The 20,490-nt window shown below is 57.8% G+C and carries 24 protein-coding genes; 8 read left to right on the top strand and 16 right to left on the bottom strand.

All coding sequences use genetic code 11. The features are described 5' to 3' along the window. Position 1: 1 nt before the first annotated feature. From ACXAET_RS15005 to ACXAET_RS14995, 3 genes are read right to left on the bottom strand one after another with little or no spacing between them, the layout of a single operon-like run. Positions 2–382 carry a GFA family protein gene (locus ACXAET_RS15005; protein WP_475186781.1) on the bottom strand — a complete coding sequence of 127 codons (381 nt, stop codon included), beginning with the start codon at positions 380–382 and terminating at the stop codon, positions 2–4. 4 nt (positions 383–386) lie between these two features. Further along, positions 387–1,013, bottom strand: coding sequence for a LysE family translocator (locus ACXAET_RS15000; protein ID WP_475186779.1), 627 nt, complete (start codon positions 1,011–1,013; stop codon positions 387–389). After that, entirely contained in the window at positions 1,013–1,582 is a 570-nt protein-coding gene (locus ACXAET_RS14995; protein ID WP_475186775.1) for a helix-turn-helix domain-containing protein, read from the bottom strand. The genes ACXAET_RS15000 and ACXAET_RS14995 overlap by 1 nt, the downstream gene beginning before the upstream one ends. A 114-nt stretch (positions 1,583–1,696) precedes the next feature. On the opposite strand from ACXAET_RS14995, the gene ACXAET_RS14990 reads away from it, so the two are divergent. Together ACXAET_RS14990 and ACXAET_RS14985 are read left to right on the top strand one after the other, a co-directional pair. After that, positions 1,697–1,978: a DUF1294 domain-containing protein gene (locus tag ACXAET_RS14990; RefSeq protein ID WP_475186773.1), complete on the top strand. Its 282-nt coding sequence runs from the start codon at positions 1,697–1,699 to the stop codon at positions 1,976–1,978. A gap of 112 nt (positions 1,979–2,090) precedes the next feature. Then, entirely contained in the window at positions 2,091–2,480 is a 390-nt protein-coding gene (locus ACXAET_RS14985; RefSeq protein WP_068337109.1) for an SHOCT domain-containing protein, read from the top strand. A gap of 51 nt (positions 2,481–2,531) precedes the next feature. On the opposite strand, the gene ACXAET_RS14980 is transcribed toward ACXAET_RS14985, so the two are convergent. Together ACXAET_RS14980 and ACXAET_RS14975 are read right to left on the bottom strand one after the other, a co-directional pair. Continuing rightward, positions 2,532–2,984: a GAF domain-containing protein gene (locus ACXAET_RS14980; protein WP_475186768.1), complete on the bottom strand. Its 453-nt coding sequence runs from the start codon at positions 2,982–2,984 to the stop codon at positions 2,532–2,534. A 54-nt stretch (positions 2,985–3,038) separates the two neighbouring features. Then, a complete protein-coding gene (locus tag ACXAET_RS14975) occupies positions 3,039–4,211 on the bottom strand; it encodes a thiolase family protein (protein WP_475186765.1) in 1,173 nt (390 codons plus the stop codon). Positions 4,212–4,310: 99 nt separating this feature from the next. Between ACXAET_RS14975 and ACXAET_RS14970 the strand changes: the two genes are divergently transcribed. The 3 genes from ACXAET_RS14970 (at position 4,311) to ACXAET_RS14960 (ending at position 6,912) form a co-directional block, all read left to right on the top strand. Continuing rightward, positions 4,311–4,649: an STAS domain-containing protein gene (locus ACXAET_RS14970; protein WP_224890971.1), complete on the top strand. Its 339-nt coding sequence runs from the start codon at positions 4,311–4,313 to the stop codon at positions 4,647–4,649. 26 nt (positions 4,650–4,675) lie between these two features. Further along, on the top strand, positions 4,676–5,122 hold the full coding sequence (locus ACXAET_RS14965; RefSeq protein WP_475186762.1) for an ATP-binding protein: 447 nt from the start codon (positions 4,676–4,678) through the stop codon (positions 5,120–5,122). A 212-nt stretch (positions 5,123–5,334) separates the two neighbouring features. Then, positions 5,335–6,912, top strand: a complete 1,578-nt coding sequence (locus ACXAET_RS14960; RefSeq protein WP_475186759.1) for a gamma-glutamyltransferase family protein — start codon at positions 5,335–5,337, stop codon at positions 6,910–6,912. 25 nt (positions 6,913–6,937) lie between these two features. Here the strand turns inward: ACXAET_RS14960 and hspQ are convergent, their stop codons facing one another. After that, complete coding sequence (gene hspQ, locus ACXAET_RS14955) at positions 6,938–7,264, bottom strand: heat shock protein HspQ (protein ID WP_068337094.1); 327 nt, start codon at positions 7,262–7,264, stop codon at positions 6,938–6,940. Positions 7,265–7,344: 80 nt separating this feature from the next. Between hspQ and ACXAET_RS14950 the strand changes: the two genes are divergently transcribed. Both ACXAET_RS14950 and ACXAET_RS14945 read left to right on the top strand, forming a co-directional pair. Further along, entirely contained in the window at positions 7,345–8,226 is an 882-nt protein-coding gene (locus ACXAET_RS14950; RefSeq protein ID WP_475186755.1) for an AEC family transporter, read from the top strand. Between the two features lie 60 nt (positions 8,227–8,286). Further along, entirely contained in the window at positions 8,287–8,868 is a 582-nt protein-coding gene (locus ACXAET_RS14945; RefSeq protein ID WP_475186753.1) for a transglycosylase SLT domain-containing protein, read from the top strand. A 12-nt stretch (positions 8,869–8,880) separates the two neighbouring features. Here ACXAET_RS14945 and ACXAET_RS14940 read toward each other — a convergent pair whose 3' ends face one another. The 4 genes from ACXAET_RS14940 to ACXAET_RS14925 all read right to left on the bottom strand — a co-directional run bounded on the left by ACXAET_RS14940 (position 8,881) and on the right by ACXAET_RS14925 (position 15,044). Then, a complete protein-coding gene (locus tag ACXAET_RS14940) occupies positions 8,881–9,477 on the bottom strand; it encodes a LolA family protein (protein ID WP_475186749.1) in 597 nt (198 codons plus the stop codon). A 39-nt stretch (positions 9,478–9,516) separates the two neighbouring features. Beyond that, the gene (locus tag ACXAET_RS14935; RefSeq protein ID WP_475186745.1) at positions 9,517–12,411 is read right to left on the bottom strand and encodes a DNA translocase FtsK; all 2,895 of its coding nucleotides are present in this window, start codon (positions 12,409–12,411) and stop codon (positions 9,517–9,519) included. A gap of 14 nt (positions 12,412–12,425) precedes the next feature. Next, positions 12,426–13,607, bottom strand: a complete 1,182-nt coding sequence (locus ACXAET_RS14930) for an aminotransferase class I/II-fold pyridoxal phosphate-dependent enzyme (protein ID WP_475186741.1) — start codon at positions 13,605–13,607, stop codon at positions 12,426–12,428. Positions 13,608–13,715: 108 nt separating this feature from the next. Next, positions 13,716–15,044, bottom strand: a complete 1,329-nt coding sequence (locus ACXAET_RS14925) for an amidase (protein ID WP_475186739.1) — start codon at positions 15,042–15,044, stop codon at positions 13,716–13,718. A gap of 55 nt (positions 15,045–15,099) precedes the next feature. Here ACXAET_RS14925 and ACXAET_RS14920 point away from each other — a divergent pair, with 55 nt between their 5' ends. Beyond that, on the top strand, positions 15,100–16,362 hold the full coding sequence (locus tag ACXAET_RS14920; protein ID WP_475186736.1) for an FAD-dependent monooxygenase: 1,263 nt from the start codon (positions 15,100–15,102) through the stop codon (positions 16,360–16,362). Here the strand turns inward: ACXAET_RS14920 and ACXAET_RS14915 are convergent. The 6 genes from ACXAET_RS14915 to ACXAET_RS14890 all read right to left on the bottom strand — a co-directional run bounded on the left by ACXAET_RS14915 (position 16,359) and on the right by ACXAET_RS14890 (position 20,442). Continuing rightward, a complete protein-coding gene (locus tag ACXAET_RS14915) occupies positions 16,359–16,544 on the bottom strand; it encodes a Trm112 family protein (RefSeq protein WP_068337074.1) in 186 nt (61 codons plus the stop codon). The two genes, ACXAET_RS14920 and ACXAET_RS14915, sit on opposite strands and share 4 nt — an antisense overlap. Then, entirely contained in the window at positions 16,541–17,182 is a 642-nt protein-coding gene (locus ACXAET_RS14910; RefSeq protein ID WP_475186733.1) for an LON peptidase substrate-binding domain-containing protein, read from the bottom strand. Before ACXAET_RS14910 ends, ACXAET_RS14915 begins: the two co-directional genes overlap by 4 nt. Positions 17,183–17,209: 27 nt before the next feature. Next, on the bottom strand, positions 17,210–18,127 hold the full coding sequence (trxA, locus tag ACXAET_RS14905) for a thioredoxin (RefSeq protein ID WP_475186730.1): 918 nt from the start codon (positions 18,125–18,127) through the stop codon (positions 17,210–17,212). 76 nt (positions 18,128–18,203) lie between these two features. Beyond that, entirely contained in the window at positions 18,204–18,992 is a 789-nt protein-coding gene (locus tag ACXAET_RS14900) for an exodeoxyribonuclease III (protein WP_475186725.1), read from the bottom strand. Between the two features lie 108 nt (positions 18,993–19,100). After that, positions 19,101–19,571, bottom strand: coding sequence for a GNAT family N-acetyltransferase (locus tag ACXAET_RS14895; protein ID WP_475186720.1), 471 nt, complete (start codon positions 19,569–19,571; stop codon positions 19,101–19,103). A 184-nt stretch (positions 19,572–19,755) separates the two neighbouring features. Next, positions 19,756–20,442 (bottom strand): response regulator transcription factor, encoded by a 687-nt coding sequence (locus ACXAET_RS14890; RefSeq protein WP_068337060.1) that lies wholly within the window; start codon positions 20,440–20,442, stop codon positions 19,756–19,758. Positions 20,443–20,490: the final 48 nt, after the last annotated feature.

Here is a 20,490-nt window from a genome sequence, read left to right as displayed (position 1 = left end):
GTTACTGGGCCCGTTGGGGCAGGTCGTCCATGATGTCGTAGTAGTCGCCTTTGTCGGCCACAAAGATATGCTGGGCGAGTTTTAATCCCGTGGGTTCGTCCAATGAGCCCACGGAGATCGCGATCGTGTCCTCATCGTTGTGCTGCCAGAACAGGAACGAACCGCACGCGCTGCAAAAACCACGCTTGGCGATGTCAGACGCATGATACCAGCCCAGTGTCTCTTGCGCAGTGAAACTCAGGTTGTCCTCATGCGTCACGGTCGAGGCCCACAGATGCCCTGATTGCCTGCGGCACTGACCACAGTGACACGCGTTAGGCGGGGTGAGGTCCCCTTCAATCGTGAACGCAACCTTGCCGCAAAGACATGAGCCAGTTTGCATGTCGTTATCCCCTAGTTGTTGTGGGCGTGGAGCTGGCCCCCAGCAACACGCCGTAAATAATGAAACAGGCCGCCATGACCCGGCGGACCCAGATGTTGAACACAGCCCCCAACGCGGCCTTGCCCATCAGCGCGCCCAGCAGGGTGAAGCCCGTGTAGCTGAGCGTCGTGATGATCAGCGCAGTGGGCATGATCACCCCCATCTGCTGCCATACCGGCACGTCTGGTTGAACGAACTGGGAAAAGGCCGCAAGGTATCCGGCCACGCTTTTGGGGTTGATCGTGGCTACCGCCAGCGCATGCAGATAGACATGCCGCGCGGGTCGTTCGCGGGCCGGGGCGGGCTTGGTCGCGTTTACCCAACCGCGCACACCGACCCATATCAGAAATCCCGCGCCCACCAGCTTGGCAATGAAAAATCCGGTCGGAGACGCCGCGATCAGTGCAGTGATGCCCAGCGCCGACAGGATCAGGAACGCGCTGGCCTGAGTCAGGATCGCCAAGACCCCAAGCATCGCTTTGGGAAAAGACAGGCTCATACCGTTCGAGATACAATTGACCGCATTCGGACCCGGAGTGGTCACGAACACCACCCAGAAAAGCGCGAATATGGTCCAGGCCTCGAAACTCATCAATACACCGGTGGCGCGATGACCCAGATGGCCAGGGCAGGCTCATCATAGGGGTTGGCCCATTGATAGGGTTCGTGCTTGATACGGAAACTGTCGCCCGCGCCTACCGTGAACTGTCGGGACCCGATGGTCAGATCCAACCGGCCCGAAATGACATAGCCGACCTCTTGCGTTGGTCTGTTGGCCGGTTTCTGCATCTTGGACCGTGGCTCGAACGTGGAATGTACCACCTCAAAATCATCGGTCAGGTCGGGTGAGAGCAGTTCTTCGATCAATCCCTCGTCACCGGACCCCATAGGCCGGCGCGTTCCCGCGCGGACGACATAGCCCTGCTCGTCAGCTGGCACTGCGGAATGCGCAAAAAGCATCGACATCGGAACGCCCAGACATTCGGCAATCTGGCGCAGATCCGAGATTGAAGGGTTCGACATGTCTCGCTCAACCTGACTGAGCCACCCTACCGAGCGATTCAATCGCGTCGCAATCTCGGTCAATGTCAGCCCGCGCGCTTTGCGCAGAGCGCGAATATCGGCTCCAAGTGTGGCGCTATGGGGGGCTTGGCTGTTCATCGCTGGGCGGCACCTTGTGAAATTCGCATCACATTTTTCACGATGTCGCAGAATCATGAAATTTCCAAGGGTTTTTTCATTTGCGCCAGCCGCTCCGCTTGCTATGCCGCGTTTATGTGGATTGCAGTGATGTACCTATGGGCGATTAACACCCTGACTCTGCTGGCCTTTGGTTGGGATAAGACCCGCGCGAAACGTCGAAAGCGCCGCGTCCCGGAACGCCGCTTGCTTTGGCTGGCCGCGCTTGGCGGCAGCCCCGGCGCGGTGCTTGGACGTTGGATGTTCCGGCACAAGACACGCAAGCGCGGGTTTTCGATCTGGCTGTTCGGGATCTTCTCGGTTCAGGCGGCTATGGTTTACCTGATTGTATCCGAAACCCTGCCCACATCGTTGTAAGCCGCGCACCGCACCCAAAGAATTTTCTAACCAACGCGCGACCTGCCTGTTACAATCGCGTGATCTCTGAGCGTAGGGATATTCGAAAAGTTATTTAAAGGATTGGACAAAAATGGAAAACGGGCTTGGTTTCTTTGACGTAGTCTGGTCGATCTTCTGGCTGTTCCTGATGGTCGCCTGGTTCTGGGTGATGATATCGGTTGTCGCCGATGTCTTTCGCTCAAAAGACCTGAGCGGAGGCGGCAAGGCGCTCTGGATTGCCTTCGTGATCCTGATCCCATGGTTGGGCGTCCTGTGCTATCTCATCGTGCGCGGCGACAAGATGCATCAACACAGCGTTGAGACAATGAACCAGATTGAAGAGGCTCAGAAGGATTATATCCGATCGGTCGCATCCGTATCTGCTGCGGATGAGATTGAGCGGCTTGCGAGCCTCAAGGAAAAAGGCCACCTGACGGATGAAGAATTCGCCGCTCAGAAAGCCAAGGTACTGGGAACCTGACAGAAAACTCCGGCTTTACCGATCTCGAACGGGGCTTGACCCCGGTCGAGCCTATCTTGCGAAAACGTCTGTCAGGATTGAAGACAGGGCAGACGCGTCCGTTTCGGTGAACGCGTCCGGTTGGTCACTGTCGATGTCGAAGACGGCGATTATCTCTCCTTGCGCGTTGCGTACCGGTAGAACAATCTCGGACCGGGTGGACGAGGCGCAGGCAATATGGCCCGGAAAAGCATCTACGTCCGGAACCAGTTGTACCTCGCCCGTGCGCGCTGCCGCGCCGCAAACGCCCCGGTCAAAGGGGATGACAAGGCAGCCATGACCCCCTTGGTAGGGGCCGATCTTCAACACCCCCGGTTCGGTAACGCGATAAAACCCGGTCCAGTCGAACCGGTCATCTGCATGGTGAACCTCGCACGCAACAGTTGCCATCAAGGCAACCTGATCTGTTTCACCTTCGGTCAGCGCAGATATGGTTTTCGCCAGGGCGTCGTAGTCAGTGGTCATGGTCGTGCTCATTGCAGGAAATTTGCCCCGCACTATGCGGAAAAGGACAGGGGGTCAAACCCGTTCAATGGCAATGGCCGTGCCTTCTCCTCCACCGATGCAGATGGCGGCCACACCGCGTTTGAGGTTTCGCTTTTCCAACGCATTGAGAAGCGTCACCATGATCCGTGTGCCCGAAGCGCCGATTGGATGGCCCAGCGCGCAGGCACCGCCATTTACGTTCACCTTGTCGCGGGGCAGCCCCATCTCGTGCATGAACGCCATGGGCACCACGGCAAAAGCCTCGTTCACTTCCCACAAATCAACATCCTCTTTGGACCAGCCGATATTCGACAACAGCTTCTGCGCTGCCGGAACCGGAGCGGTCGTGAACAAGCCTGGCGCCTGGGCGTGACTGGCATGGCCAACGATCCGGGCGCGCACGGTCAGGCCTTGCGCCTCCGCCGCCTCGGCCGAGGCAAGAACCAAGGCCGCTGCACCGTCAGAAATTGACGACGAATTGGCCGCCGTCACCGTCCCATCCTTGCGAAACGCTGGCTTCAGCGTCGGAATTTTCTCTGGCCGTGCGGATTTTGGCTGTTCATCTTCCGCGAATGTAACGTCGCCCTTGCGCGTGCGGGTCGTGACCGGAGTTATTTCATCCTCAAAAGCACCGCTTTCCTGCGCCGACAGCGCGTTCGACAGAGATTGCAGCGCGTATTCGTCCTGTGCCTCACGGGTGAACTGATAGGCCTCGGCGCAGTCCTCGGCAAAGGTTCCCATCAGGCGGCCCTTGTCGTAAGCATCCTCGAGCCCATCCAGGAACATATGATCCACGACCTGACCATGCCCGATCCGCGCACCGCCACGCATTTTGGGCAACAGGTACGGGGCATTGGTCATGCTTTCCATGCCACCTGCCACCATGATGTCCGCATGGCCCAACGCGATCTGATCAAAGGCCATCATCGCGGCCTTCATGCCTGATCCACACATCTTGTTTAGCGTTGTCGCAGGCACTTCTTCCCCCAGACCGGCCGCAAACCCGGCCTGTCGCGCAGGTGCTTGACCCAGCCCCGCAGGCAGGACGCATCCCATCAAAACTTCGTCAACGGTTTCTGCGCCAGCGCCCTTGAGCGCCGCCTTTATCGCGGTACCGCCCAACTCGGATGCGGCGACGCCGTCAAAAACTCCTTGAAACCCACCCATGGGCGTCCGTGCTGCGCCGGCAATAACGACCTGTTTCACGATGCTTCTCCTGTTTTGCCAGTCGATGGATACCGAATGGTAAGAATTGTCGTCTAGCGTATTTCTACTAGCAACCTTCAGATTAAAGGACCGTCGCGCATGGCCCTGACCAGCACAACAAACGACGCAACCCAGATCATCAAGGTGCATTGCGACCGCATTGATGCGGCCATGGCAATTCAATTTAAGGAAAACATGCGGGGTGAAGCGGAAAGTGGTGCCCCCAGGGTTGTTCTCGATCTGACGAATGTCGAGTTCATCGACTCAAGCGGGCTGGGCGCGATTGTCGCCTCGATGAAGCAGCTTGGCAGCGACCGCAGGCTGGATCTGGCCGGCCTTCAACCCTTTGTCGAAAAGGTCTTTCGACTCACTCGCATGGATACAGTGTTCAAACTGTACCCAACGCTTGATGACGCCCTGTCAGCCGCAACGGACTGACGCCTTTGTTTATCTGAAAAGGCGCGATGCCTATGCAAACCGGCAAGTGTTTGGATTTGAGCTTCCTAGCGACCCAGTCGAAGGCCAGCGCCGGGGTCGCTCGAATAAGCCGAGGCCTGGAGGCGCAAGGTCTTCCGGCCCCTTACGCGGGCGACGTTAAAATTGCTCTGGCCGAAGCGATCAACAACGTTGTCGAGCATGCCTATACTGGCCTCGCCCCTGCCAAAATCGAGGTTCGTTGCCAACTGCACAAGACCTGGCTGGATGTTCTGATCACAGACACCGGCAACCCGTTGCCTGGGCTATGTATACCGGACGGCATCCTCGCCCCGCTTGGATCAGCACTGAGTGAACTGCCCGAAGGGGGGTTTGGCTGGTTTCTGATCCACGAACTGACCAGCGAAATCCGCTATGAGCGTAGCAACGGGCGCAACCAACTGTCGTTACGCTTTGACTTCATTCAAACCGTATAATGACCACAAATCGCCACAATAAGGCCCAGATCGAACCATTGTGACGCCGCAAACGCAGGGCAAAAAGGAAATCGTAGCTCAGATAGCTTCCCTCGGCGCCATGTGTCACAGCCCCCACCCAGTGAACGGCGCCGAGGAATTTCCCATTGATTTTACTGGACAACCCCGGGCCGCGCGATAGGTTCGGCGCGTTGAATCGGGGGGACATCACCATGCGGGATTTTCAAACACCGGGCCGGTCTGAAGTTCTGGCCACCGAAGGGATGTGCGCGACGTCGCACCCGTTGGCGGCCAAGGTGGCTTTGGACATTCTTGCCCAAGGTGGAAACGCTATGGATGCCGCAATCGCCGGTGCAGTTCTGCTGGGCATTTGCGAACCTCAGATGACGGGGCTTGGCGGTGACTGTTTCGTTCTTTTCAACCGCGCGGGTGAGGATGAGGTATGCGCCCTGAACGGCTCGGGCCGTGCGCCGGCTGCTGCCGATGCTGAAAAACTTCGGGCGCAAGGGCTGGAAGCAGTCCCGCTGAATACGGCTGATGCAGTGACTGTCCCCGGTGCCGTGGATGCCTTCTGCCACTTGGCGCAGGCCGAGGGCAAGCTGGGGCTGGATGCCATGCTACAGCCCGCCATTCACTATGCCGAAAACGGCGTGCCGGTTGCCCCGAGGGTTGCCTTTGACTGGCAAATTGGCGCTTCGACTCTGCAAGGTGCAGCACGGTCCCATTATCTGATCAATGACAAGGCGCTGGAAACCGGGCAGGTTTTCCAGTCTCCCGGTCAGGCAGAGGTTTTGCGTCGGATCGCGCGGGATGGGCGCGATGCCTTTTATTCCGGTGAAATCGCCGATGACATGATCGCGACGCTGAACCAACTCGGAGGCGTCCACACAGCCGATGATTTTCAGGCCACAGCTTGTACCAAAACAAAGCCCGTCAGTGGCAACTATAACGGTCTGGAACTGGTTGAGCATCCACCTAACGGCCAAGGGGCCACAGCCATTCTGCTGCTGAACATTCTCAAAAGCTTTGACCTTGCCAGCATGGATCCGTTCGGGGTGGAGCGATTGCATATTGAGACCGAGGCCTCGAAGCTTGCCTACGATGCGCGCAACCGGTTCATTGCGGACCCCGACCACACGACGCATGCAGATCGTTTCATGGATCAGGAAGTGGCTGACCGCCTTGCCGCGCTGATTGATCCGAAGCGGGCCATGGCTGCAGCAGCCCCTCTTACTGAATCCGTGCATAAGGATACGGTGTACATCACCGTCGTAGACCGGGACCGGATGGCGGTGTCGCTGATATATTCCATTTTCCACAGCTTCGGGTCGGGGATCGCGTCCGAAAAATATGGCATTCTGATGCAGAACCGGGGGTCGGGCTTTACCCTGCAAGCTGGTCATCCGAATGAACTGGGCGGTCGCAAACGGCCAATGCACACGATCATTCCTGGATTGCTAAAGCAAGATGGGCGCGTTCTTATGCCGTTTGGTGTAATGGGCGGCGCCTATCAGCCCACCGGCCACTCGCGGTTCGTGTCCAACCTGACCGACCACGGCATGGGCCTACAGGCCAGCATCGATGGACCGCGCGCGTTTTTCGACAAAGGCTTTTTGAAGCTTGAGCGCGGAATTTCGCCCAAGGTTGCTCAACAATTGAGTGAGATTGGTCACAATATTCAAGTATCGGAAACACCGTTAGGCGGTGCGCAAGCAATTCGAATCTGTGAAAGCGGTGTTTTGCAGGGTGCAAGCGATCCGCGGAAAGACGGATGTGCGCTTGGGTATTAAAAATCCAGCGGTTGACCGTACGGTTTCAGTTCAAATGAAAGTGGAGCGGATATGCGCCATTTTCAAAAGGGCCGAACATATCCGGAATATCTGGATGTTCAACCGGTTCGCCGGACTGATCCGCAACCAGATTTTGTTCAGAAACATAAGCGACATAGAACGATTGATCGTTTTCTGCCAGCAAGTGATAAAACGGCTGGTCTTTCACAGGTCGGCTATCCTCGGGGATGGCCTGATACCATTCTTCCGTATTCGAAAACTCTGGATCGACATCAAAAATCACCCCTCGGAAGGGATGTTTCTTATGGCGGACCACCTGTCCCAAACCGTATTTGGCGTTTGTCTTCAGCATTATCTGTGCCCCCACTGGTCTTACTACCTGTTTCCGGGCCGAAATGCCAATGATTGATCTGAAATTTAGGGAAACAGTCTGTGAACCTCTTGCCAACAGTCTTCGAAATCGTAGCGCCGGTTTTTCTTCTGGCGGGAATCGGTTTTGCGTGGGTCAAGCTCGGGTTTGAGTACCGACTGCAATTCGTCACGCGCTTTGCCATGACCCTTGCGGTGCCTAGTCTGATCTTTGTAGCGCTGATGAAAACAGATATTCCGGGGGAAGATCTTTCTCGCTTCACCGTTGCAACCGTTGCAGCACATCTGGCGATGGCGGGGGTATTCTGGGTGATTGCACGCGGGCTGAGGCTTGAGCAGCGCACCTACCTCTCGCCACTGATCTTCGGGAATACAGGCAACCTTGGCCTACCTTTGTGCCTGTTTGCGTTTGGTCAGGCCGGACTGGGCTATGCCGTCATCTTCCTGTCGACTACTGCTTTGTTTTCATTCACTTACGGCATTTATCTGGTGGCTGGCAAAGGCGCGTTCGGAAAAGTCGTACGCGAACCGATTGTCTGGGCGACCCTGTTGGGTGCCTTGTTTCTGTGGCGCGGCTGGGAAACGCCTGTGTTCCTAACCAACACACTGGATCTGTTAGGGCAGATGGCCGTTCCCCTGATGTTGATCACTCTGGGCGTTGCGGTGGCACGCTTGACAACGCATCGCTTGGGTCAGGCGGTTTGGCTTTCATTTTTGAAGCTGGCGATCTGCTTCGTTATCGGGTGGGCTGTTGCACATGTGTTCAGTCTGGATGCCGTGGCCTTCGGAGTTCTGGTGCTACAAGCCTGCACGCCGGTGGCCGTGACCTCATACCTGTTGGCCGAGCGGTTTGAGGCCGATTCCGATGCCGTCGCTGGGATGGTCTTGGTCTCGACTGCCCTTTCAATAGGCGCAATGCCCTTAATTCTAGCTATTATTCTGTAACGAATGTGATTTCCTAAAACGTCAATTTACGCTAGAATAAAGAAAAAAGGCTTGAGGCAAATGAGCAGAATTCTTTTAGTACTCTTCGGGGTGCTGCTTTTGGCATCCTGCGGGTCCGGCTCCAAGCAGCCGCCCAGCAAACTGAATGACGCGTGCAGCATTGCGCGTGAACGGCCCGAATTCATAAAGGCCTTCAAAAACACTGAGCGCAAATGGGGCATCCCCGTTCACGTTCAGATGGCGACGATTTATCAGGAAAGTCGCTATCGGCATGACGCACGCACGCCGCACCAATACGTTCTGGGCGTAATCCCGATGGGCCGTCAGAGCAGCGCATATGGCTTTAGTCAGGCGTTGGATGGTACTTGGGAAGAATACCAGAAAGAAACCGGCAAACGCCGGGCCAAGCGTGACCGTATTCGCGATGCGTCGGACTTCATCGGCTGGTACATGAACAAAAGCTACACGCGGAATGGTATCCACCCCAGTGACACGCGTAACCAGTACCTCGCCTATCATGAGGGTCACTCGGGTTATGCCAGGGGCAGCCACTACAGCAAGACCTGGCTGCTGAATGTCGCCAATGACGTAGATGCGCGCGCCAAGCTGTATCAGGCGCAACTGGCTGGGTGCCGCCACTAAAAACCACGCGGGTCAGCGATTGTTTGACCCGCTTCGTTTTGAAGATGAGAACAGATCCCGGCTCAGGTTCGGACCAGTGTTCAACTGTCCTAACAGAACGGTTGTCTGGCTGCCTGCATTGTCATGAATAACCCACTTGCGCAGCTCAATCGGGTTATCGGTGAACATGAGCTCAATCCGTCCAGTTTCAGGGTTCTTCGGGTCCTGAGCGGTGACAACCGTAGCAGTGCCATCGAAATCATGACCCACCACCATGTTCGCCTGCCCCAGATTCACATTGCGCGCCAACACCAGTGACAGGGGCGTTCGTTTCAAAGGGTATTGCTCCGGTGGTTGATTCGACTTCGGGTCGAATATTTTCACGGTTCCAGTATTTGCCAAAACAACAGCGCTGTTTGGCGGGTCATACTCGAACCGCATCTTACCGGGCCGTTGAAGCCACAGCTTTCCAGTACTTAACGAGCCATCATCGTTAACCTGCGTGAACGTTGTCTCAACGGCTTTCAGGCCGTTCAGATAGTCAGAGATTTGTGACAAGGGCAACTTGTCGGCAGCCCAGGTGGCTGGCGCGGCAATGACGAAGGCAAGGGCAAACGCAATCTGTTTCATGCCCCACAGATATGCGCTCTGCCCTTGTTATTAAATATCCTATTGCTCGGGGACGAGGATTTCCCGCTTACCGACGTGATTTGCTGACGAAACAACGCCTTCGTCTTCCATCTGCTCAACAAGCCGCGCAGCTTTGTTATAGCCAATGGCAAGTTTCCGCTGGATGTAAGAGGTCGAGCATTTGCGATCCTTGATCACAATCGCCACCGCCTGGTCATAGAGCGCGTCCTCACCATTGGTGTTGCCACCGGTGTTCAGCCCCAGAACGGCGTCGATATTATCAGCCTTGTCTTCTGCAGGTCCATCCAGAACGCTGCCGACGTAATCCGGTGGGCCGAACTGTTTCAGGTGGTTGACGATTTCCTCAACCTCTTCATCCGAAACAAACGGCCCGTGGCAGCGGGTGATTTTGGCGCCACCCGCCATGTACAGCATGTCGCCCTGCCCCAAAAGCTGCTCAGCGCCCATTTCGCCCAGAATAGTACGGCTGTCGACTTTCGACGTCACCTGGAACGAAATCCGGGTCGGGAAGTTCGCCTTGATCGTGCCGGTGATCACGTCGACCGAGGGGCGCTGCGTCGCCATAATCAGGTGAATGCCCGAGGCTCGCGCCATTTGTGCCAGACGCTGAATGCAGGCTTCGATCTCTTTGCCGGCAACCATCATGAGGTCGGCCATCTCATCGACGATCACGACGATGTAGGGCATCGCCTCGGGCGCGAATTCCTCGGTTTCGAACATCGGTTCACCGGTTTCCTCGTCAAACCCGGTCTGGACCGTCCGGCTGAACATCTCGCCCTTGGCCAACGCATCCTTCACTCGACCGTTGTAGCCAGCAATGTTGCGCACGCCCATCTTGGACATCTTGCGATAGCGGTCCTCCATCTCGCCCACGACCCATTTCAGGGCCACAACCGCCTTTTTCGGGTCGGTCACAACGGGTGACAGCAGATGGGGGATTCCGTCATATACCGACAGTTCAAGCATCTTCGGGTCGATCATGATCAGGCGGCATTCATCCGGTGTCAGCTTGTACAGCAGCGACAGGATCATCGTGTTGATCGCCACCGACTTACCCGAACCAGTCGTTCCCGCGATCAATAGGTGAGGCATCTTGGCCAAGTTGGCTACGACAGATTCGCCACCGATATCTTTTCCCAGTGCCAGCGGCAGTGCTTGGTTGCCATCACCGAAATCTCGGCTGGCCAAGATCTCGCGCAGCACCACCATCTCGCGGTTTTCGTTTGGCAGTTCGATGCCGATCACCGAACGTCCCGGCAAGGTCGAAACCCGTGCCGAAAGGGCTGACATGGACCGCGCAATATCATCGGCCAAGCCGATCACGCGGCTGGCTTTCAACCCCGGGGCTGGCTCCAATTCGTACATCGTGACAACCGGGCCGGGGCGGACGCTGACGATCTCACCCTTTACGCCGTAATCATCCAGAACGTTTTCCAGCATCCGCGCGTTTTCTTCCAGTGCCTCATCGCTCAGGTGATGGCGCTGAATACTGGCCGGATTGGACAAAAGACCCAGCGGCGGCAGTTCGAAATCCGAATGCCTTTCTTCAAAGGACAATGCCGGCTGCGCCTCGGCCTGAGCCCGGCGCGAGGGCGGCGGCGTGCGGCGCACAGGCTGCGCGACGACCGGCTTGCGCGGCTCGGCCACCGGGATTTTCATCGCCGGGCGCGGCTGAGGTTCCGGTTCTGGTGCGTCTTCGAACACGTTATCGTCGTGGTCATACGGCTCGGGCGCAAAGTCATCATGCAATGGCTCCTGCCATTCAGGGTCAGGGGTCGCAGTCAGCATGGGTTCGGGCGGCAAACCCGCGGCAGTCACAGGCGGTTCGGGCGGTAGTTCACCTGAGCCCCTTGGGTTCAGGATCAATGGGTCAGGTCCCCGACCCCGCCCCTTGGTCAGCGGCAGGTTCGGATCAGGCTCGGGCGTCATCTCTCCGGTAGCCACTTTACGATTGCGAACGGCGGCAGATATCTTGGACCGAATGCGATCCTCACCCGGCATTTCATCGAAACCGGCAACCGGGTCTTGATCAATCAACTCAGGTTCGGGCATCGGGTCGGGACGACGGATCAGGCTGGGCATCCGTGCCAGAAGCCCCGGCTTTGCAGGCTCGGGCTCGGGATACTCAGGGTCTTCAAAGATCGGGTCGGCATAGGCCATGTCATCGTCAAACAGGGCTTCGGCGGCTTCGGCCCGTGCCGCCTTGCGTTCATCCCATTGTGCGCGACGATCACGGGCGGCCTGTGCGGTCGCAGCCGCCCCTCGACCCATTACGTTCATCAGCATGTCGTAAGACATCACCAAGCCCAACAGGAAGGCGCGGAACCCCTTGCGCACGTCGGATTTGGTGAAACCCAGCACAAAAACACCAAGCGCCAACATCCCGACCGCCATAGCCAGCGACATCAGCTTGACCATAAAATGTGAAGAAAGCGGCAGCAGGGTCAGCAATGCACCCATTACGGTGTCGCCAAACAGCCCACCCAGGCCATAGCTATGGGTGGCGCGCCACGCCTCACCCGGCACCAGCGTCGCCGCGTAAACGGACACAACGGCAATCCAGATCGGCGCGAAGATCAGACAGTTGACCGCGCGATCCTCACCAAAATGGCCGGTAAAGCGCGCACCCCAACCGATCAGCACCAGCGCGATGCCCCAACTGCCCCAGCCCACGATCATGAACAGGGGCGCCGCGATCGATGCGCCGATCCGACCCATCCAGTTCTGCACCGGCGCGTCGGTCGAAACCATCCAGTTCGGATCATCGGGCGTGTAGGACCAGATCATCGCGGCCGAGGCCAACCCCAGCAGGATCAGCGCGATCCCGATCAGCTCTTTGCTGCGTCGCTCAATCGCCGCCTGGGTCGTGCTGTCCAACAATGGATCGCGTTTGCGCGCGTTGTATGATGCCATTTTGCCCTCGTACCTCACGAATAGATGCAGTCGCGGAGCTTGATCAGCCCTTGCTGCAACTCTGTTTTTGGGGCCACCAGGGCAGCCCTTATGAATTGTTCGCCCGGGTTCTGCCCCGGATCACCTTGGGAAAGATAAGCGCCCGGCAGGACCCGAACACCGGTTTGCTGCCACAGCTTCAATGCGGTTTCTTCGCCGTTATCGACCGGCAACCAAAGGAAAAACCCGGCCTCTGGCGGCATATAGCCTTGAACATTCGCAAACACCTCATCGGCAATCGCGTATTTCTCTTGATAGAGCGCGCGGTTCTCGGCGACATGCTCTTCGTCAGCCCAGACACGTGCCGCCGCCGCCTGCAACGGCGCCGGCAAGGGTGCGCCTGCATAGTTGCGCAACTGCTTGACCCGTTTGATCGTCTCAGGGCCACCCGCAATCAGGCCCGAGCGCAAGCCGGCCAGGTTCGATCTTTTCGACAGCGAGTTGAAAAGCGTGATCCGCTCGGGATCTGCCCCCAGTTCCTGCGCGACGGTCAGCGCACCGGTGGGTGCTTTGTCGCGATAGATTTCGGAATAGCATTCGTCGGCAAAAATCCGGAAATCGAACTTCTCGGCCAAACTGATCAATTCGGCCCAATAGTCACGCGACGCAACAGCGCCCTGCGGGTTGGCCGGTGAACAGATGTAAGCCGCGACGGTGCGGTTCAAAACATCATCGGGAAGGCTTGCATAGTCCGGCAAATGACCGGTTGCGGCCGTGGCGGGCACAAAAACGGGTTCAGCCCCGACCGAGATCGAGGCGACCATGTACACCTGATAAAACGGGTTCGGGCATAGGATAACCGGTTTTTGCCCATTTTTCTGTTCGGGGCAGAGCGCCATAGCGGCATTGTACAGCCCCTCGCGCGTGCCGTTCAGGGCCATCACATTGGTCTCAGGGTCCATGGTCACGCCATAGCGGCGGCCAATCCAGTCAGTGATCGCGTTGCGCAGGTCGGCCGTCCCTTCGTTCGGAGGGTAGCCCTGAAATCCCGCTGCGTTTTCCATGATCACGTCCGTTACCCAGGATGGGAAATCATGCATCGGCGCGCCGATGGTCATGTGAATCACGTCTCCGCCCGGTTGATGGTGGTCCAACAGGGTGCGCAGACGTGGGAATGCATATTCCGGTAGGTTCGAAAACCGCTCGGGAAAATTCATAACTACTGCCTCAATATCGGGGTCATTTCGCCCCGTTTTTTTAGAAGATTACAGACCGCACCCTGCTTCGTCCAGACAAAGAGGTGCCGATTCAGGGGATTGTGGCATTCAGGCCAATGCTGTTTCGACCGCAGAACCAAGACGCAAAAGCGCCTCTTCCGAACCTGGATAGCCCAACATCATAAGCCCACATCCGGGGGTGCCTGTCGGCAGGCTTAGCGCGGCCAGACCCATGAGATTCCCGATCCGCGTGTTGCGCAGCGCCAACAGGTTTTCGGTGACGTAATAGTCGTGATCACTCAGTAACCTTTCAAGATTCGGCGGCAAGATCGGCGCGGTGGGGGCCAGAACAGCGTCAAAGCCGGCCGTGGCCGCATCCCAAGCGGCACGGCACGTCTTGAGCGTGGACCAAGCGGCAACATAATCGGGACCCGCGGCGTTTTTTCCGGCACGAAAACGCTCTAATATCTCGGGATACATCGCGTCAGGGTTGGCCTCGATCACATCGCGCCACAATCCGTAGGCTTCGGTCGTGTAAAGAATGCCAGAAAGACCCATCGCTTCGTTCAGTTCGGGGACTTCGATTGGTACGATCTGGGCTCCGGCATCGCGCAGACGCTCCAGCGACGCGTTATAGGCTGCGCGCGGTGCATCGCGCAGGTCATCTTTTGCGATATTCTGCAAATCAGCGAAACGGCGGCCTTTCAGGTTGGCGCCTCGCAGGTCTGCGGGGCTGTTTCCTTCAAGCAGAGCCAGCATATGCGCCGCGTCCTCGACCGACCGGGCTAGCGGGCCAACAGTGTCAAAGCGGAGGCACAAAGGGACAACCCCTTCCAGACTGATCCGACCCGAGGTGGTCTTTAGCCCGACCAGATTGTTCCAAGCCGCCGGAATGCGCACCGAACCCCCAGTGTCCGATCCAATACCGCCCGCAGCCAGCCCCCATGCGACCGATGCCGCCGCGCCCGAGGATGACCCGCCGGGAACGGCCTTTTCATCGTCAATACAAGGCGGTGTTTCGGTAATCGGGTTCAGGCCCAAACCGGAAAAAGCCAACTCGCTCATATGCGTTTTGCCCAGACAGACCGCGCCCATGGCAGTGGCATTGCGCAACACGACTGCGTCAGCCTGCGGTACGCGGCCTTTTAACAGGGCAGAACCCGCCTCGGTCGCTATGCCGGCGGTATCGAACAAGTCTTTCCAACTGATTGGCACGCCATCCAGCAGAGACAGGCGCAGACCGAGCTTGGCCCGCTCTTGCGCGGCTGCAGCCTCGGCGCGCGCACGGTTATGGGTGACGCGCGCGTAAATCCGGTCACGGTGGGGATGCGCGTCGATTGCGGACAGGAACGTCTCGGTCAATTCCACGGGGTCGATTCGCCCCATTCCGATGCCCCGACCCAGATCACATGCCGTCATGGTCAGCCAATCCTGCATCCCTGCCCCCTTTCCTCAATTCTTGGTTTTGGCGACGGTAGCGACAGGACCGCACATGGACAATCCCGAATGGGCGCGCATATTGCACCGCATGGAAAAGAAACCCGACATCCTGATCGTGGGCGGAGGCCTGAATGGCCCGGCCTTGGCGTTGGCCCTGGCGCAGACGGGGCATTCCGTCACCGTGATTGACGCACTGGCCGAGAAGGTGCGCAAGAATGCGGCCTTTGACGGGCGTTCATATGCGTTGGCGCTTGCATCACAACGCCTTTTGGATGCGACCGGGATCTGGGACCGCGTGGCCGAACACGCCCTGCCGATGTTGGAGATCAAGGTCACTGACGGGCACGCCGGGGCAGGTCCGTCGCCTTTCTTCATGCATTTCGACCATGCCGAGATCGAAGAAGGCCCGATGGGCTACATGGTAGAAGACCGTCACCTGCGGCGCGCATTTCTGGACGCAATGGCCGAGGAAAAGGCCATCACGGAACTCAGTGGCAAGATGGTTGTCGCACAAGAGAGCAACGCAAACGGCGTTACGCTGACCTTGGATGATGGAAGCACCTTGGCTGGCGATCTGCTGGTCGGCTGCGACGGACGCCGCAGCGGTACGGCCGCGCGGGCGGGGATCAAGCGCACCGGCTGGGATTACGGTCAGACGGCGCTGGTCTGCGCCATCGAGCACGAGCTACCCCATCACGGCATCGCACATCAGTTCTTTATGCCCCCCGGCCCTTTGGCCATCCTGCCCCTGACTGGCAATCGCAGTTCCATCGTATGGAGCGAGCGGACAGAAATGGCTGAGCGGATCAACGCCATGTCCGAAGCCGATTACCTACAGGTCTTGCGGCCCCGGTTCGGTGATTTTCTGGGCGAGATCAAGCTGGCCGGAGACCGGTTCACCTATCCGCTGAACCTGACCATCGCCAATTCTTTCATCGCGGATCATCTGGCCTTGGTCGGAGATGCCGCACACGGTATGCACCCTATTGCGGGGCAAGGCTTGAATGCAGGGCTGCGCGATGTCGGCGCACTGGCCGAGGTGCTGACCCTTGCAGGCCGACGGGGCGAGGATATCGGTTCAATCACGGTGCTGGAACGTTATCAGGCGTGGCGCCGCTTTGACACTGCCGCGCTGGCGATGGCGACGGATATGTTCAACAAGCTGTTTTCCAACGACAATCCCATACTCCGGATGGGTCGGGATATCGGGATGGGGATCGTAGGCTCTTTGCCTGGGCTACGGCGCGGTTTCGTGCGGGAAGCCGCCGGGTTGACCGGGGACTTGCCTAAGCTTTTACAGGGCCGCCCAATCTAGTCCAGCGCGCGAGCCTCGTCCACTAACATCACGGGGATGCCGTTGCGAATGGGAAAGGCAAGACCCGCCGCCTTGGACACCAGCTCTTGCTTTTCTGCGTCATAGTGCAGCGTTGTATGGGTCTGCGGACAGATCAGAGCCTCAAGCATGTGTCGATCAAACGCGTGTTCAGGCTCGGTCATTGAAGCTTTTCCTCGTTCGTTCCGCCGCGCATGGCAATTTCGATCAGGGTCACCAGTGTCTCACGCCGCGTACGAAGGCAAGGCGCCTCAAGAAGCGCCTGTTTTTCTTCGGGGTCGAAATCCAGCAGCATGGAGAGCGAGTTCACCAGCAGTTCGTCATCCGCGTCTTTCAACGTGTCCCAATCGGTCGACAACTGGCGCGACGCGAAGAACCGTTCCAGAAGGTTCATGAATTTCGAGCGGTCAAAGCCCTTGTCCGACTCTGCCCTGCCAAGGTCACGGTCAAACCCTTCCCATGACACTTCACAGCGCCTGTATGGTGTAAACGCGTCCAATTCGGATCGGATACGGAACCGCGATACACCCGAAAGCGTAATGAGGTACCGGCCATCTTCGGTTTCCGAAAATTGCGTCACGCGACCGGCGCAACCGATCTGGTGAAGCTTTGTGTCATCACCTTTGCAGGGGTTTGGTTGTACCATGCCGATCAATCGCTCCTGCGTTTTCAAGGCATCGTCCAGCATTTGCAGATAGCGCGGCTCAAAAATATGCAGAGGCAGGCGAGACCGGGGGAGCAAAAGCGCCCCTGGCAATGGAAAAACGGACACCGTTTCAGGCAGGTCAGCGGGATGCATCATGTATCCGAGTCTAGCTCTGATCGGAGATTAGGCAAATATCATCGAGCTGAGTTTGCGCCGCCCATTCAAAACAATCGGATCGTTGGGCTTTAGCGCGTCGAAGATCGTAAACAGCTGCGCCTTCGCAGCGCCGTCATTCCACTCACGATCCCTGCGGAAAAGCTCCAGCAACTGAGCAACGGCTTCTTCAACGTCGCCGTTTGCATGCAGGGCCTGTGCCAGATCGAAACGGGCTTGGTGGTTGTCCGGATCGGCCTCGACCGCAGCGCTCAGATCGGCGACCGGGCCCGCATCTGCGGCCTGCTTTGCCAGTTCCAGTTGCGCATGTGCCGCCTCAACCTCGGTCGAGGTGGAAATCTCGGCCGGTGCACCGTTCAGGATCGCCTCGGCCTGTTCCAGATCATCGGCCGCAATATGGGCGCGGACCAAACCACCATAAGCCGCCGCATGGTTCGGGTCTTCGCCCAGAATGGCCGCAAATGTTTGCGCGGCGTCGCTGGCGGCACCCGCGGCCAGCATCTCTTCGGCGGCCTCGACGGCTTCGTCCAGTTGACCACCGGGGCTTTCACCGCCAGCCGCTTCGATCACACGGTCGATGAACGCCTTGATCTCGGACCCTGGCAGTGCGCCCTGAAATCCATCCACTGGTTGGCCCTTGAAAAAGGCATACACCGTCGGGATCGATTGGATGCGCAATTGTCCTGCGATCATCTGCGCCTCGTCCACGTTGATCTTGACCATCTTCACCGCACCTTTGGCGGCGGTCACGGCATCTTCCAGCATCGGGCCCAGCGTTTTGCATGGGCCGCACCAAGGCGCCCAGAAATCAACGATGACCGGCGTTTCCTGCGATGCTTCGACCACATCGGCCATAAACGTGGCCTCGGACCCGTCCTTGATCAGATCGGTGGTGTCAGGGCTGGCAGCGGCGTTCAGAAGGTCCATGGCATTCACTCTCCGGTTCGAACTAGAGCCTTATATGCAACCGCTGGCAGCGGAAACCAAGGGCAGATTTGCGCTATTACAGGTCGAAACTGGCAAAAACGGGCGCGTGATCACTCGGCTTCTCCCATCCGCGCGCATCGCGCAGAACACGGCTGGAATGACCGGCGTTTGAGATGTCAGGCGTGGCCCAGACGTGATCCAGCCGCCGCCCCTTGTCCGCCGCATCCCAGTCGCGCGCGCGATAGGACCACCAGCTATAAAGCTGCCCATCGGGAATATCCTGCCGGGTTACGTCAACCCAACCCCCCGCATCCTGGGTTTCGGCCAGCGTTTCAACCTCGATCGGCGTGTGCGAGACGACCTTGAGCAGTTGTTTGTGCGACCAAACGTCGTCCTCGCGCGGGGCAATATTCAGGTCACCGACCAGAATGGACTTCTGGGGTTTATCGGCATGGAACCAGTCGCGCATATCGGTGAGGTAATCGAGTTTCTGGCCGAATTTCTCATTCACCTTACGGTCAGGCACATCGCCGCCCGCCGGGACGTAGAAATTGTGGATCGTTACACCATTCTCCAGCCGCCCTGCGATGTGGCGGGCGTGGCCAAGACCTGCAAAGTCCTTGTCGCCGACCTCTGCCATCGGAATCCGAGACAGGATGGCGACACCGTTATAGCCCTTTTGACCACGTGCGATCATGTGAGTGTAGCCCAGCGCAGCGAACCCTTCGGTCGGAATCTTGTCGACCGGAGACTTGCATTCCTGCAAACACAACACATCCGGAGCCTCTTCCTGCAGCAATTTAAGGACGATAGGCTCGCGCAAGCGGACCGAGTTGATGTTCCAGGTGGCAAGGGTAAAGGGCATATTCGGGGAATCCTCTGTCGCGATTGTCCGGAAACTAGCGCGGTGCGGACCGGGGTGCCATCGGAAAACCCTGACAATGGCATCACTATCGCGAAACGGTGGGCGACTTCACCCCGTGTTCAGCCGGTACTTTCGAAACAGGGCACCTTCATACTCCGTTTCGCCAATGAACTCTGCGCCGAGTCTTAACAAGGCTCCGGTCTTTGTCCGCGATGGCGGCAGCAGAAACGTGACAAACGGAATGCGCGGGTCCGATACGGCAAAGTCCAGTGCTTTCCGGGTGATCCGCCCACCAAGCCCAAACGAGCCCGGTTTAAGAACCAGCCCATAATCCCACTCGTTCTCTTCTTTCTGAAACCCGCCCCAACCGACATAGTTTCCGTTGTGCAAAATGGCCCAATGCCCCAAGCCATCACGTGACCAGCACTGTTCCTTGGCTTCGACAAAACGAGCCACATCGGACAAGCCCCAAGTACCCGTCAGCAAAGGCATATGTTCCGCCAGGCGCGGGTCTGACATGTGGAGCAAAATCTCTTGTGCCTCGATATTCGGCAGGCGGGTGAATTCAATTTTGGTCATTTCAGCTTTTCCTACCGCAGCAAGCACCGCGGCAGAACGGTCCGCGCATACACAAAAAAGGCCGGGCCCAAGGGCCCGGCAGTCCAACAGGGAGGTGCATGTCATAACCCGGACATGCGCGGGTTGGGAGTAAACTAATTACACATTCAGATTATCACTTTGATACACGTCAATCTACAACGACTTATGACACCAAACGATATCCACCCGATTCTGTGACCAAAAGGCGAGCGTTGGATGGATCGGGCTCGATCTTCTGACGCAGGCGATAGATGTGCGTTTCCAACGTGTGCGTGGTGACACCCGCATTGTAGCCCCAGACCTCGTGCAGCAGAACGTCGCGGGCGACCACACCATCGGCGGACCGGTACAGGAACTTGAGGATGTTGGTTTCTTTCTCAGTCAACCGTATTTTGCGATCCTCTTCGGTGATCAGCATTTTCATCGCAGGCTTGAACGTGTAGGGGCCAAGTACGAAAACCGCATCCTCTGACTGCTCGTGCTGGCGCAGTTGGGCGCGAATACGGGCCAGCAGGACCGGGAATTTAAAGGGCTTCGAGACGTAATCGTTGGCGCCGGCGTCCAGACCCAGAATGGTGTCGGCGTCACTGTCGTGGCCTGTCAGCATGAGTATCGGGCTTTTGACACCCTGTTTCCGCATCAGGCGGCACAACTCCCGACCATCGGTATCTGGCAGGCCCACATCCAGAATGACCAGGTCATAGATCGCTTCGCGTGCACGCTCCATCGCGGATTGACCGTCCTGAGCTTCGAACACATCGAAATCCTCGGTCATCACAAGCTGCTCACTTAGCGCCTCGCGCAGGTCTTCATCATCATCTACCAGCAGGATTTTTTTGAGCTGAGCCATGTCGGGTCCTCCAAACCTTTTCCACCACTTGCGCGCAGAAGATGCAAT

This window comes from Ruegeria sp. AWH4_226 (genome assembly GCF_056159225.1).
Note: the sequence above shows the minus strand (reverse complement) of the source record. Positions and strands in the feature narration are given on the sequence as shown.